The sequence below is a fragment of the Streptomyces sediminimaris genome (assembly GCF_047049295.1).
In the GTDB taxonomy this organism is placed as follows: domain Bacteria; phylum Actinomycetota; class Actinomycetes; order Streptomycetales; family Streptomycetaceae; genus Streptomyces; species Streptomyces sediminimaris.
This window is the reverse complement of record NZ_JBJWOT010000001.1, coordinates 4,138,759-4,151,820: the sequence shown is the minus strand read 5'-3', so window position 1 is coordinate 4,151,820 and position 13,062 is coordinate 4,138,759. Positions and strand designations below refer to the sequence as shown.

Genomic DNA, 13,062 nt, shown 5'->3' with positions numbered 1-13,062 from the left:
CCGGTCGGGGTGCTGCTGCTCGCAGGGACGGGAACGTGCTGGTCAGCCAGGGTTCGGGAGAGCGTCAAGTCGTGCCAGGGCGTCGGTGATCACGTCGGTCCAAGGCCAATGGCGTGTGAACCTCAGGTACCGGCGGCGGGCGGTGGTGACGATCTGGGCGGCGGCGGAGAAGAGACGGATCCGGAGACGCCGGGGCTCCCACCTGCGGATTTCGCCAGTCAGAGCGAGCATGGGCATCCATGCGAGGAGATCGAGGGCGATCTGGACGATCTCCAGCCAGATCTGGTTCTGCGCGGTGTCGTGCAGGGGCAGGTTACGCAGGCCGGTGGCGCGGGCTGCCCGGATGCGGTCCTCGGCGCGTGCCCGCTGGCGGTGCCGCAGTTCGAGTGCGGCGATCGGGGCGTCCGCCGTGTTGGTGGCGAAGCAGGTGAGCCGCAGGCCGTCGGCGTCGGTGATCCGCAACTGGGCGCCGGGGTGCGGCCGTTCCTTGCGGACGATCAACCGCATCCCCTTCGGCCAGCCGTTCAGCACGTCACCGGCGATCTCGGCGACCCAGGCGCCGTCACGGATGTCGCCGCCGGTCTCGACGGCCGGCGTCCAGGCGGAGGGAGGAACCTTCAGGACGGCCTGGTGGATGGCGTCGGTGATGGTCATGCCGACCGAGTACGACAGCCACCTGCCGCGCTGGGCGAGCCAGGCGACGAACTCGTGGGTGCCGCCTCCGGAATCGGCGCGAATCAGAGTCCGTCGGCCTCGCCGGTAGGTCTTCGGCAGCTGGGCCAGAGCCAGTTGGGTGGTGGCGATGTGGTCGGCGGCGGTGTTGCTGCCTGCGTTTCCGGGCCGCAGCACAGCAGCCACCGGCTCTCCGGACCCACCTGTGCCGTGGTCGACGAACCCCATCAGCGGGTGGTGCCCGAAGGTCTTCTTCCAGGTGGCGGCCGCGTCCTGCTTGTCGGAGTGGGAGATCACCAGGACTCCGTCCAGGTCCACGGTCACCTGCCCGTCGGCGTCCGGCGCCGCGTCGCCGGCCAGTTGCCAGACGTGTTCGCGGACGTGAGCGCGGGCCTGGCGGATCGCGGTCAGAGCGCGGTTCCCGCTGGCGGCGAGGGTGTCGATGAGCCGGGAGACCGTCGGATCTGAGGCCACCGGCCCGAACACGCCGGGCTCGGCCCGCAACATGGCGACATCGGCGAGGCAGTCGCCGCCGACCGCGACCGCGAGCGCGAGATCCAGCACCGTCTTGCCGGGATCGTGCACCGCGCGGGACTTCCGCCACGGCGCCAGTGCCGTCGATATCGCCTGATCCAGACCGGACTTGCGGACCGTCTCCACCAGCAGTACGGCTCCGGCCTGCGAGACCACCCCGCGACCGCCGCCCTCAGCGCGGACACGCGGGTACGACCCGATACGCTTCTTCACCTGGAAAGTGCCTCCGACAGGGGCGGGAACAAGGGCCTAGACAATCCTCATTCTCGCTGGTCAGAGGCACTTTCTGCTGTCTTGATCACCAGCTGGACAGCCCACTTCGTGAAAGCGCGAGGCTAGGCACTGTTTCTCGGATCTCCGTCGCGGGGTGGGGTGTTGGGGGCAGGCTTGCCACATGGGACGCGGAGACCTGACGAATGCGGAGTGGGATCGGCTGGAGTCGTTCTTACCTCGCGGTGGTGCACGTGGGGGCCGGTGGAGCGATCACCGACGGGTGATCAACGGGGTGCTGTACCGGGTCCGTACGGGCGTCCAGTGGCGGGATCTGCCTGAGCGGTTCGGGCCGTGGGAGACGGTCTACAAACGCCATCGCCGCTGGTCGGCGGATGGGACCTGGCAGATGCTGCTGTCGAAGGTGCAGGCCGCCGAGGACGCCGAGGGCCGGATCGACTGGGATGTGTCCGTCGACTCCACAGCGGTGCGCGCTCACCAGCACGCGGCCGGCGCACGAAAGGCAGCGCCCGCCGCGGCTCCTCAAAAGGGGGTTCGCCCGCGGACGAACCAGGGCGATCCGGTGCTTCGGAAACTGGCCGTCCGGCTGGAGGAGGTGGTCCGATCGGCGAGTGTCTGGGACGCTCCCGCGGGGGCTTCACCACCAAGATCCACCTCGCAGCGGACGGACGATGCCGACCGCTCGCCGTTGTCCTGACACCTGGACACTACGGAGACGGCCCCCAACTGCGGCCCGTCCTGGAGCGGGTGTCCGTGCCCCGCGCCGGTGTCGGCCGGCCTCGCAGCCGACCCGACCATGTCCTGGCCGACAAGGCCTACACGTCCCGCGAAAACCGCCGCTACCTGCGACGGCGCGGCATATCGCACACCATCCCCGAACGACTCGACCAACGCAGACACCGACGCAATCGCGGTTCCCGAGGCGGTCGGCCCACTGGGTTCGACCCCGAACGCTACAAGAAGCGCAACACCGTTGAACGTGCCATCAACCGTCTCAAAGGCTTCCGCGCGGTCGCCACACGCTACGAGAAGCGGGCCTACACCTACCTCGGCACAGTCACCATCGCAGCACTCATCGTCTGGCTCCGCACATGATCCGAGAAACACTGCCTAAACCTCAAGTCCGTGCTGCGATCCACCATTTGCTCTGGACGCAGGTCTTCTTAACTGATCTCGACCGGCCGCGAATTGACCTGTCTCACCGGAGTCGGGCCGTGTCTCACTGAAGATGGACAGATGCTGGTCCGTCTCACCGAAGGTGGACAGCAGGCGCGCGACCAGCTCGAAAGTGGAGCCGGAGTCGGAACTCACCGTCGATGGTGCGCCGACACCGGAGAGGCGCCTGCTGGTGAGACGACCGTAGCCTCGCGCTGACGCCGAGGCTCTGGCCAAGTACTCGATAGATCAGGCGTGACCAGCGCTACCGCACATCTGTACACCTTCGGTGAGATGGGTCGGCTGCTCACCTATGGCGAGGGGATCAACCGCGGACCGGTCATCACTCCTGGGCGGAGGTGGTCAACTCCATCATCGCCTGGGCGTAGGTTGCGCCGTCAATCTCCTCCTCGTCGTACTGGCGCATCAGCTCGTCGATCTTGGCCTTTAGCTCTGTCCGGTCCATCGTCATCTCCCAACATGTCAGTGCCGCAAGGTGGGGACAATAGCGCGACACGTACCGCACGGACGGCGCTTTCCCAGACGAGGGCACTCTGGCCCTTCCACTTTCGAGTTGATCGCGCGCCTGCTGTCCACCTTCGCTGAGACACGGCCCAACTCCCGTGAGACAGGTCACGAATCGTCAACTCTGCTTCCCGGAAAGGCCCCGAAAGTGTCGAACCAGTCGACATGTCGAATCGCTCGACATACCGTGAGGGGCATGGACTCCACTGTCGACCCACTCGACACCGAACCGACAGACGTGCGCGGCGCGGCGCTGGCCGCTCTGCGCGGCTGGGCCACCCGCCGCGACCGCCTCGCCGACAACCGCGCCGACTTGATGGCCGCGGCCTGGTGGGCGGGCACCCGCATCGTCGCCGAACTCGCCCGCGCCGCCGACGTCTCCCGCGACACCGTCTACGACGACCTGCGCGCCCGCGGCGTCGAACCCACCGACAAGACAGCCGAAGGCGTCGGCATCCTTCCGCCCTACGCACCGCTCACCGCCGAGCCCGTGCGGGAACTCGCCCAGCACGCATGGTCCCTAGTCCGGCCCGCGATGCTCACCTGCCGGCCCGACTGGGCGACTTGGGCCGCCTGGCACCTGAGCATCGCCCTGGACCGCATCGGCATCCTGCTGGAGGACTCCACCAACCCCGACCGGAAGGTGGACGCGGGCGAGAGCCTTCTCGCGCTACTGGCTGCTGCCCAGGAGGCCGCGCAGAAGCACTGGGTGGAACTGGACACCCCCCACAAAGAGCATCTGACGGCGTTTCGGACCGCCGTCCCCGTCGGGGGCGAGGGCCAGGCCGTGATCCACAGCGTCGAGCTGACCCTCGGCCTGTCAGTCTCCAGAGAGACCTTCAGCGTCAGGTTCGACCCCGATCCCTTCGAGCCCGCCGGATGGACCGCCGTGAGCAGCGACCACCCGCAGCTGGGCCCCCAGCTCACGGCCGCCGACCGCCTGGCGATCCAGACCGCCGTGCACACGCTCGGCCGCCTCCTCAACCGCCGCCTGTACCCGGACGACACCGACGGCAGCGACTCGGCGATGTCCGAGCCCGGCCCTACTGTTCCTCCCGTGCGGCCCTGGCCCGGTACGGACACCCGCGGGTGACTCGGCGGTCGAACTCGAAGGGCCTGAGCTGATCCCGATCACAGCTGTCTGCCTCGCCGAGTGGCAGCGGGCCCGCGACGCAGGCCGCCTCGGTGAGTACGACAGCAGGTTCGGGATCACTGCCGAGCTGCCCGTTTCGGAATGGGAAGGCCACGACCCCGAACAACTCGCCTCCGAGTAGTTCGAGGAAGTCTGGGCTTCTGCCCGTCTACAGATCGCGTCCCGGCCAATCTGGCCTCTCGGCGCCGCGGAGGCTTCTTGGGATCATCTCGGCATGCCCCCGACCCTTCCCCGCACCGTCCGAGCCGTCGACACCGCTCAGCTCCTGGACCTGGCCCAGGAGGCCGCCATGCACGGCTTCAGCCAGCGGCTCCCGGTCGACTGGCTTCGAGAGCACCTCGCCGCAGATGCGACGCACTACCTGTTCCCGACACTCGTGCAGTGGCTCACGCACCGGCCCGAGACGCCGCTGCAGTGGAGGTGCCAACAACTGCTGACCGTCAGCACCGGCGAACAGATCTGGGGTCTCCTCAACGTTCTTCCCGACACCTTCGAACAAGATCCCGGAGACCTTGGGACACGGCGTCCAAGAAGGACATCCTCAGCCGCATCGAGCGAGCAGTGAAGGTGCATGAGTGGGTGGAACGGATGGTTGCCGATACAGGTTCGTGACGCCCTGGACAGTGGTGAAGGCGGCTGGACAGCCCGAGGAAATGACATCGCTCTGAGACAGCCGCCTGCCGACATGTCGTGAGACTGAGGGGGAACGTCCAGGTCGCAGCGTCGGCACATGACGCCGAAAGTGAGAACCTACAGGACAGGCTTACCCAAAGAAGCGAGCCGTGCCCACGCAGCTCCCGTGTTTGATCGCCGACGGCTTTCGCGGTGCGCCCCATGGCTCAGACGCGCCCTTGACCAAGGTCTACGAGGACTGTTCCGTTAGGGAAGTTGGTGCGTTCTACTCGGGGGTTGCCTTCGTGACCAGGTCGGTTGGCAGTGCGTGGTGTCTCGTCAGCGGCACCAGGGGGGAATCGGCCGCTCCCCCAGCTGCTGCTGGGGCCTCCGTATGAGACTCCGGCGCGGGATCGCGATCGCCGTCGTCGCCGGAGGCGGCGCTGTGACCACCATGCTGGTAGGGCTCGTCACGAACGCCGTGTCCGATGAGTCGCGGTGGCCGGGCTGGCTGGGGTGGTTACAGGAGCACGCCTGGTTCTCGTTCGTCGTGCTGGGCGTGACGATGGCGGGGCTGACGGCCCTGCTCGCCGGGCTCTCCGAGACGCGGCCTCCCACCCCGCCGGGGCGACCGGAGGATGGAGCGGGGCCGCCGGGGGCCGCCCAGGTGCTGCGTTCGTTGCCGCGCGACACCGCCGCGTTCACCGACCGTGCCGCAGAGCTGGAGCGGCTGGTGGGCTCGGTGCGGGCCTCACAGGAGCGCGGCGAGGGGCTGCCCGTTCACGTGATCGACGGCATGCCCGGCGTCGGGAAGACCACCTTCGCCGTGCACGCCGGCCACCTGCTCTCGGAGCGGTTCCCCGACGGACAGCTCTTCGTGAATCTCAACGGGCACACGCCGGGGCGTACTCCGGTACAGGCCGGCGAGGCGCTCGCCTCGCTTCTCGCGGCCGCCGGCGTGCCGACGCAGCAGATTCCCGTCGGGGACGACGTCGGAGCGGTCACTGAGGCCCGGGCCGCCATGTGGCGGAGCAGTCTCGCGGACAAGAAGGCGCTGCTGATTCTCGACAACGCGGCCAGTTACCGGCAGCTGGAGCCGCTGCTCCCCGGTGGGAGCGGGTGCCTGGTGTTGGTGACCAGCCGCAAGCGGCTGGTGGCGAACGAGGAGGTGGTCATGTCGGTGGACGCACTGCCGCCGGATCACGCTGTCGACCTCTTCGTACGGCTCAGTGGGCGGTCGGCCGATGCGTTCGACCGGGATGTGGTGGACGCGTTGGTGCGGCTGTGCGGGTGTCTGCCGCTGGGCGTGTCGCTTCTCGCGGCACGGCTGCGGCACCATCCGTCCTGGACCGCCGAGGACCTGCGCGGGCGGCTGGTGGCGGCGCGGGACCGGTTGGGAGAGCTGCGTGCCGGGGAACGTGCCGTCACCGCGACGTTCGATCTCTCCTATCGGGATCTCGCGCCGGAGCGGCAGCGCTTCTTCCGGCGGCTCGGGTCCTTTCCGGGCACCGATCTCGACCCGCACGTCGGTGCGGCTCTTGCTGAGGTCTCCGTCGTGGTGGCCCGTCGGCACCTTGAGGCGCTCTACGACGACCACCTGATCGACGAGCAACCGGGGAGTCGCTACCAGCTGCACGATCTCTTGCGCGACTACGCTCGCGGTCTCGCCGCAGAGGGAGACAGCATGGACCACGTACAGGCCGTCCAGCGCGTGTGCACCTACTACCTGGCCGCTCTCGCCGTCGCGAACGGGCACACCGTGCGCAGCGGAGCTGCGGTGCCACCGGCGCCGGACGACACCTCGCGGGTGGAGACCCCGGTCCTGGAGTCGCGGGCGGATGCCCTGAGCTGGCTGGAGACCGAGCGGGCCAACATCCTGGCCTGCGTCCGGCGGGCGAACGGTCTCGCCCTGTACGACCTCGTGGTCCGGCTCGCTGCGGCCATGGCGCCCTTCCTGCGCCAGGCCGGCCCCTGGGACCAGGCCGTCGCCCTCCATCGGACCGCCGCCGAGGCCGCCCGCCATACCGGTGACCAGCGGGCGCGGGGTGATGCCCTCGCCGAGCTTGGTGTCGTACGCCGTTTCATGGCCGCCTACCCACAGGCGATCGAGGCCCTCAACGACGCGGTGACGGCGTATGAAGCGGTCGACGACCGGCGCGGCAAGGCCGAGGCACTGAACCAGCTCGGCATCGTCTGGTACCTGACCGCGGACAACGAGGACGCGGCCCGCGCCCAGACCGAGGCTCTCGCCCTCTATCGAGAGCTGGGGTACCGGCTCGGGCAGGCGAACGCGCTCGCGGATCTCGGCATGACACACCGGCAGATGAGCCGGTTCGACGCTGCGGTGGAGGCGCAGAGCGAGGCCCTGGCGATCTACCGAGAACTCGGTGACCGGTACGGAGAGGCGAACTCCCTGCGGGACCTGGGCGTCGTGCACTGCCTCATGGGCGCGTACGACCTGGCCGCGCGGCATCACCAGGAAGCGTTCGACATCTACCTGGAGCTGGACGACCGTGTGCATCAGGCTTACGCGCTGAACGAGTTGGGCGTCGTCCGACGGCTGACCGGTGACATCGAGGGAGCGCGGACGGCACACAGCCAGGCCCTGACGCACTTCACTGAGCTCGGTGAACGGTTCGGCCGCGCGAACAGCGTCCGTCACCTTGGCGTCGCGGAGCGTGTGACCGGGGATGCGGCAGAGGCGATCCGGCTTCTGGAGGAGGCCCTGGACGCCTACCGCGAGCTCGGCAGCCGCGGGGGTGAGGCCGCCTCGCTGAGCGAGCTGGGCGTGGCGCGCGGCATCGTCGGTGAGCGCGACGGGGCGATCGAGGCGTTCCAGCGCGGTTTGGGGATCCTGAGGGGCCTGGGTGACAGGTGCGGCGAGGCGGAGGTGCTGAACCACTGGGGGGTGCTGCTGCTCACCTCCGATGAACCGACAGCCGCCCGTCGGCACTTTGGTCAGGCGCTCACGCTCGCGCGGGACATCCGCTGCCCGCTGGAGGAGGCGCGGGCGCTGGAGGGCATCGGCCGCTGCGACTGGACGGTTGACGGGCCTGGTCACGGCGTGGACTCGCTGCGAGCCGCCGTGACCGTGTACCGGCGGTTGGGAGTGAGCGCGTCCGTGGACGACATAGAACGGTTGCTGGTGTAGCGGTCCGGCTGACGCCGACCACTTGGCCGAATATCCCGTGCCAGATGGGTGGTTGAGGATGCTACGTTTCCGGCTGATCTGTCGCTTCAACCCCGTCGCACCGTGCCACCTCCGGCACGTACCTCACGAGGAGCGTTGAATGCCGTCACCCACGTCCGTCACCGAGCCACGCACCATCACGGCCGCCGGCCCGGCGTCCACGGAGCCGACGGCAGCCGGCACCGCCGTCCTAGACCGCGTGGCCGCCCGCGTCCGGCAACGGCTGGAGGCCGAGGAGGGCGCGACGGCCCGGGTCGGCGACGGTGCCCACGCGGCCTCGCTCATCTGGCCCTGGCCGCTGTAAGCACATCCGCTCGATGACAGAACCCGAAGGCCCCGTTCCTTTCCGGACGTTCATCCTCAAGGTCGCCAACCGCTGCAACATCGACTGCGACTACTGCTTCGTCTTCAACTCCAAGGACCAGGCGGCGCGGCGCTTGCCCGCCCGAATGGACCTCGCTGTGGCCCAGGCTGCGGCCCGGCGGATCGGTGAACACGCCTCCGCACACCGCCTTCGGACCATCCACGTCGTCCTGCACGGTGGAGAGCCGCTTCTCGTCGGCATCGGGCACATGGCCGGTCTGCTGGAGGCCGTCCGGGACAGCGTGCCGGCCGGGACCCGGGTTCTCTTCGAGCTCCAGACCAACGGGACCCTTCTGTCCGATGCCTGGCTGGACCTCTTCGAGCGGTACGAGGTCGCGGTCGGCGTCAGCCTCGACGGGCCGCCACCTGCGAATGACCGGCACCGGCTGACGCACGCCGGGCGGTCGAGCGCCGCCTCCGCCGTGCGCGGCATCGAACTCCTGCGGTCGCGGCCACACCTGTTCGCGGGGCTGCTCGCCGTCGTGGACCTGGCCAACGACCCCGTGGAGGTCCACGACTACCTGGCGGCGTTCGAACCGCAGGTCATCGACTTCGGCCTGCCGCACGCGACCCACGACGACCCGCCGCACCGCTCCGATCCGAGCGTGCCCGAGTACGGGCTGTGGATGAGCAAGGTGTACGACGCCTGGCTCGACCGGCCCGAGTATCGGCACAGCGTCCGGATGCTGGAGGACATCGTGGCCCTCAGCTCTGGCGTGCGCGGCTCGGTGGAGACGCTCGGCCTGGCCCCGCCGACGAGCGTCGTGATCGAGTCCGACGGCTCCATCGAGGCCGTGGACACCCTGCGGTCGGTCGAGGAGGGTGCCACCTGGCTCGGGCTCGACGTCCCCCGCCACTCCTTCGACGAAGCCCTGTCGCATCCGAAGCTGCTGCACCGGCAGCACGGCAAGGACGCGCTCGCCGAGCACTGCCGCGCCTGCCCACTTGTGGACGTGTGCGGCGGTGGCTACCTCCCACACCGCTTCAGCGAAGCCCAGGGCTACCGGAACCCGTCTGTCTACTGCGCAGACCTGGAGTACCTCATCCGACACGTCCAGGGCTCCCTGCAGCAGCACGGCTGGGACCCCTACGCGCAGGCTGCCTCATCGCCGTAGACGCGTGTGCCGTACCACCATCGGGGATCACGCGTTGGAACGAACGAGTGCAGCAGCGACCAAAGCTACCGAGGAACGACAGGAGGCGCCGATGAGCGTGACGATTCGCCCTGCGGAGAAGCGGGACGTCCCGGCCGTGGCCGAGCTGATCGAGGAGATCGAGCGGTTCTACGGCGCGACCGACACCAGTATCCAGCCGCTGGAGGAACGCCGGACCCAGGTCCAAGAGGCGCTGTTCGGCTCGCCGCCGCTAGCCTCCGCTCTGCTCGTCGAGGATGAGACCGGGGACATCATCGGACTCGCCGCCTACTCGTTCCTCTGGCCGGCCGCCGGCTCCTCGCACTCCCTGTTCCTCAAGGAGCTGTACGTCCGTGGCACGCTCCGACGGCAGGGCATCGGTGCCCGCCTCATGGACGAACTCCGTGCCATCGCCGCGGCGCGCCCCGGGTGCAGCCGCGTGGAATGGATGACCGACAGCGACAACCCGGGGGCACGGGCCTTCTACAAGTCACTCGGGTTCGCCGAGTTCGACGGGAAGATCGTCTACCGGGTCGACTCCGGCGCCGCGTAAAGGTGATGCGAGACAGTGAGTGTTTTCAACGTGGCCACTGATCGGGTGACGGGCCAGCGTTCCGCAACGCACAAAACTCGGTGCCGTTGAGAGAGGCTGTCGCGTGCAAGGGTGGGGCTGGCTGGCCTGGCCTACGCGGTGGATCCGGGCTTGTAGCCCTGGAGGAATGCTGGCGCGACCAGTTGTTGCCGCTCCAGCAGGTCAGGCAGCTCCCGTGCGAGCTTGGGGTGGGTCTGCCTCCACTGAGGGGAGTGCGCCACGAACTCACGGCTGTTGAACACGGTGAACCGGTTAATGGCGGCCACATCCAGGCGGGATACCTCGTCCGGGTCACGGGAAATGATGAGGGCGAGCCTGCTGCCGAGCGGCACTGTGATCCGCCGGAAGTTGGTGAAGCCAATGCCAACGCCGTGATCAAAGAAGCCGGTAGGTATGCCTGGCGGCGGGGTGCCCACGATCCCTGACATGCACAGAGGATTGTCGCTGACGATCAGGCCGCCGCCGCGTGGCCGGTAGCACGCCCAGTACATGCCGCTGGATAGCAGGACCGACACCAGGTGGTTCCACTGGTCCTTGTAGTGGGCGTCCTCGTCGTTGCGTGCCTGCCATGGCCAGATGACCGACCGGGCGATCAGGCCCATCATGCTGGACTGGACTTCTTCCTCGCTCAGGTCGTAGTCGTCGACGCCCACGGATTGGTTGACCACGTGCCGTAGGAAGCGGCTGCGCTGCCATTGCAGGGCCAGCAGCCAAGCCAGAGCCTCCCGGGCATGCTCGGACACGGCACGTTCACGGCGTTGCACGAGCTCCTTGACGACAGTGGCGGCCTGCCCCTCGATGTCGCCCATGGCGGCTTCCATAGACGAGTGGTCGGGATCTTGCCCAGGCCGGTAGATCGAATGCCCGTACTTGCGCTGACCTGTTTCTTTCACATTCCTTTGGAAGGCACGTCCGCTGGCCCATTGGTGCACGTACAGCTGTCCTCCTTGTCCGGCGAAGTACTTGAGCAGGAACTGGGGGACGAAGTGGTGTCTCACAGGGTGCGGCGGCATACGGGGGACTGTAGCGATGCTCCTGGCGCTCCTGGCCACCCGGAGCCCGTTCGCCAGTTGTCGGCACAGTGAGCTTTTCAGCGTCGCCTCTCCAGGGTGAGGACGGCTTTGGCGATGACGGTCATGCGGTTGGGGCTGAGGCGGGTTGCGGAAGATCTGCCAGGACTTCAGCCGTGCCATGCCGCGCTCGACAGGAGCTCGGGCCTGGGCGAGGGCGCGGTTGCCGCTCCGCTGGGTGAGAGTGAGTTCCCCACCGGGCGGACGTCGCAGGCCGGTGGTCACGTGAGGGCCAGCGCTGTACTCACCCGGATGGCGCGATCCTGGTCTCTCCGACACGCACAGGCCCGGCTGGTGCGACCACATGACCGAGGCCAACGTACGACCCCCGCGGTGGGGGTGGATCCCGAATCCTCAACCTGGGCTCTGGGAGCGGTTGAGCGACGCTTCTCCGGCGACCGCCACCGCGGGCAACCCGAGGCGACGGGCCGTGCGGCGGTGCACCGACTGTGAGGCGAACCTCGCGCAGGGCTGACCCCCGTGCTCCAACGCCGCCCTGTTCTCGCTTCGGCGGGCACGGCCGCACCTGCCAACGGCCACGCCCACCGGCGTCAGGATCAGTAGGTGATGACGAGCCGCACGGAGGGCCGGTCGATCACGGCTCCGTCGGCGAGGTCGCTGTCCGGTGTGTCCGCGGGGTAGGCCGTGACGACGGGTTCGGCGGTCCGGGCCGGGTTCCAGGCGCGGATCTGCGCGCAGATCCGCTCGGCGAGATCGGCGCCGGCGGGACCGTAGCCGACGGCTCCCAGCCGGAATCGGGGTTCTGCCTCGGGGTCTTCGGCGGTCCGCTCCAGAGTGAGGTACGCGATGGAGTCCCCCTCGACGAGGGCAGGGCTCAGAGCGGGTGAGGCGGGGCGGTGGAGGCCGGCCTCCACCGCTGCGGGCTTCGCAGTGATGCGGCAGGTCGCTCGCTCGGTGGCGCTCAGCCGCAGCCAGACGCCGTCGAATGACTCGACGGGCCCGACCGTCACACCGGTCCAGACGACCGACTTCGGTCGGGTGAGCGCGTCGCGAAGGAGTTCCGGGGCGACGGACTGGTCCTCGTCCCAGTAGAGCCGGACGAGCCGGTCGTCGTCGATGTAATCGTTCCGCTCTCCGTCCTGGCCGATCACCGGGAGGAAGCCGCACATCTTGACGGAGTCGGACCGCATGCGCCCTTCCTCGCGTTGGAAGGCCACGGCCCTGGAGAGCCCGCGCCACCGGAGTGGGACCACGAGGCGTCCGCCGACGGCGAGCTGGTCCCACCAGGCGCCGGGGAGGTCCCACATGCCAACCGTGGCGATCATTCGGTCGTACGGGCTGAACTCCGGGGCGCCGAGGGCGCCGTCCCTCGTGACGACGCGAACGTCTTCGTATCCGTTGGCGTCCAGCGTCCGGCGGGCGTAGGCGGTCACGTCGGGGTCGATGTCGCATGTGGTGACCTGTCCGGACTTCCCGGTGAGGTGCTTGAGCAGGGCGGCGTTGTAGCCGGTGCCGGCCCCGATCTCGAAGACGTTGTCGCCTTCGCGGACGGCGAGCTGGACCAGCATGAAGTGCACGACGTCGGGCTGGGAGGCGCAGCTCAGCGGGAGTGCGTCCTCGTCGGGGTTCTCCTTGATCGTCACGCTCTTGTTGGCGTACGCCTCCTCGATGGGTGCGTCGGGGAGGAAGGCGTGGCGGGGTACGGTCCGCATGGCGGTTTCAACGCGTGTGTCGCGGAGGCCGGAGAGGTCCTCTTTCAGGATGGCGTCGACCAGGCGGTTGCGCAGGCCCTCGGGGGAGGCGCCAGTGGTGGTGTTCATCGCGTCCTTTCGGAAGGTGCCCGGCTGTGCGTACGGCAGGGGCAGATCGTT

At 68.6% G+C, this 13,062-nt stretch carries 11 protein-coding genes and 1 pseudogene; 7 read left to right on the top strand and 5 right to left on the bottom strand.

The genetic code is table 11. The features are described 5' to 3' along the window. Nucleotides 1-42: 42 nt before the first annotated feature. Nucleotides 43-1,419 (bottom strand): IS1380 family transposase, encoded by a 1,377-nt coding sequence (locus ACJ9NR_RS19195; protein WP_412487485.1) that lies wholly within the window; start codon nt 1,417-1,419, stop codon nt 43-45. Between the two features lie 181 nt (nt 1,420-1,600). Here ACJ9NR_RS19195 and ACJ9NR_RS19190 point away from each other — a divergent pair. Further along, nucleotides 1,601-2,532 (top strand): IS5 family transposase gene (locus ACJ9NR_RS19190; RefSeq protein ID WP_412488790.1). Its coding sequence is split into 2 segments (ribosomal slippage): nt 1,601-2,036 and nt 2,036-2,532, totalling 933 coding nucleotides; the frame shifts between segments, so codons are not numbered across the junction. A gap of 403 nt (nt 2,533-2,935) precedes the next feature. On the opposite strand, the gene ACJ9NR_RS19185 is transcribed toward ACJ9NR_RS19190, so the two are convergent. Continuing rightward, nucleotides 2,936-3,058, bottom strand: coding sequence for a hypothetical protein (locus ACJ9NR_RS19185; protein ID WP_261679182.1), 123 nt, complete (start codon nt 3,056-3,058; stop codon nt 2,936-2,938). A 255-nt stretch (nt 3,059-3,313) separates the two neighbouring features. Between ACJ9NR_RS19185 and ACJ9NR_RS19180 the strand changes: the two genes are divergently transcribed. The 6 genes from ACJ9NR_RS19180 to haaN all read left to right on the top strand — a co-directional run bounded on the left by ACJ9NR_RS19180 (nt 3,314) and on the right by haaN (nt 10,121). Further along, the gene (locus ACJ9NR_RS19180; protein ID WP_412488789.1) at nt 3,314-4,210 is read left to right on the top strand and encodes a hypothetical protein; all 897 of its coding nucleotides are present in this window, start codon (nt 3,314-3,316) and stop codon (nt 4,208-4,210) included. A 274-nt stretch (nt 4,211-4,484) separates the two neighbouring features. Then, the gene (locus ACJ9NR_RS19175) at nt 4,485-4,835 is read left to right on the top strand and encodes a hypothetical protein (protein ID WP_412488788.1); all 351 of its coding nucleotides are present in this window, start codon (nt 4,485-4,487) and stop codon (nt 4,833-4,835) included. 441 nt (nt 4,836-5,276) lie between these two features. Next, entirely contained in the window at nt 5,277-8,033 is a 2,757-nt protein-coding gene (haaT, locus tag ACJ9NR_RS19170; RefSeq protein ID WP_412488787.1) for a cyclophane-containing RiPP biosynthesis TPR protein HaaT, read from the top strand. 139 nt (nt 8,034-8,172) lie between these two features. After that, nucleotides 8,173-8,376 carry a HaaA family cyclophane-containing RiPP peptide gene (gene haaA, locus ACJ9NR_RS19165; protein ID WP_412488786.1) on the top strand — a complete coding sequence of 68 codons (204 nt, stop codon included), beginning with the start codon at nt 8,173-8,175 and terminating at the stop codon, nt 8,374-8,376. Nucleotides 8,377-8,389: 13 nt separating this feature from the next. Then, nucleotides 8,390-9,550, top strand: coding sequence for an FxsB family cyclophane-forming radical SAM/SPASM peptide maturase (locus tag ACJ9NR_RS19160; protein ID WP_412488785.1), 1,161 nt, complete (start codon nt 8,390-8,392; stop codon nt 9,548-9,550). A gap of 91 nt (nt 9,551-9,641) precedes the next feature. After that, entirely contained in the window at nt 9,642-10,121 is a 480-nt protein-coding gene (gene haaN, locus ACJ9NR_RS19155) for a cyclophane-containing RiPP N-acetyltransferase HaaN (protein ID WP_412488784.1), read from the top strand. 131 nt (nt 10,122-10,252) lie between these two features. Here haaN and ACJ9NR_RS19150 read toward each other — a convergent pair whose 3' ends face one another. The 3 genes and pseudogenes from ACJ9NR_RS19150 to fxlM all read right to left on the bottom strand — a co-directional run bounded on the left by ACJ9NR_RS19150 (nt 10,253) and on the right by fxlM (nt 13,011). Continuing rightward, nucleotides 10,253-11,173 carry a DUF4238 domain-containing protein gene (locus tag ACJ9NR_RS19150; protein WP_289938041.1) on the bottom strand — a complete coding sequence of 307 codons (921 nt, stop codon included), beginning with the start codon at nt 11,171-11,173 and terminating at the stop codon, nt 10,253-10,255. A gap of 77 nt (nt 11,174-11,250) precedes the next feature. After that, nucleotides 11,251-11,467, bottom strand: a pseudogene (locus ACJ9NR_RS19145) (transposase family protein); the annotation flags it as partial. 320 nt (nt 11,468-11,787) lie between these two features. Beyond that, nucleotides 11,788-13,011: a methyltransferase, FxLD system gene (fxlM, locus tag ACJ9NR_RS19140; protein ID WP_412488783.1), complete on the bottom strand. Its 1,224-nt coding sequence runs from the start codon at nt 13,009-13,011 to the stop codon at nt 11,788-11,790. Nucleotides 13,012-13,062: the final 51 nt, after the last annotated feature.

What these genes read in the sequence shown, in the direction of transcription:
- haaA (WP_412488786.1), top strand. Translation starts at nt 8,173, where the DNA reads ATGCCGTCACCCACGTCCGTCACCGAGCCACGCACCATCACGGCCGCC.
- haaT (WP_412488787.1), top strand. Translation starts at nt 5,277, where the DNA reads ATGAGACTCCGGCGCGGGATCGCGATCGCCGTCGTCGCCGGAGGCGGC.
- fxlM (WP_412488783.1), bottom strand. Translation starts at nt 13,011, where the DNA reads ATGAACACCACCACTGGCGCCTCCCCCGAGGGCCTGCGCAACCGCCTG.
- haaN (WP_412488784.1), top strand. Translation starts at nt 9,642, where the DNA reads ATGAGCGTGACGATTCGCCCTGCGGAGAAGCGGGACGTCCCGGCCGTG.
- ACJ9NR_RS19150 (WP_289938041.1), bottom strand. Translation starts at nt 11,173, where the DNA reads ATGCCGCCGCACCCTGTGAGACACCACTTCGTCCCCCAGTTCCTGCTC.
- ACJ9NR_RS19180 (WP_412488789.1), top strand. Translation starts at nt 3,314, where the DNA reads ATGGACTCCACTGTCGACCCACTCGACACCGAACCGACAGACGTGCGC.
- ACJ9NR_RS19175 (WP_412488788.1), top strand. Translation starts at nt 4,485, where the DNA reads ATGCCCCCGACCCTTCCCCGCACCGTCCGAGCCGTCGACACCGCTCAG.
- ACJ9NR_RS19185 (WP_261679182.1), bottom strand. Translation starts at nt 3,058, where the DNA reads ATGGACCGGACAGAGCTAAAGGCCAAGATCGACGAGCTGATGCGCCAG.
- ACJ9NR_RS19160 (WP_412488785.1), top strand. Translation starts at nt 8,390, where the DNA reads ATGACAGAACCCGAAGGCCCCGTTCCTTTCCGGACGTTCATCCTCAAG.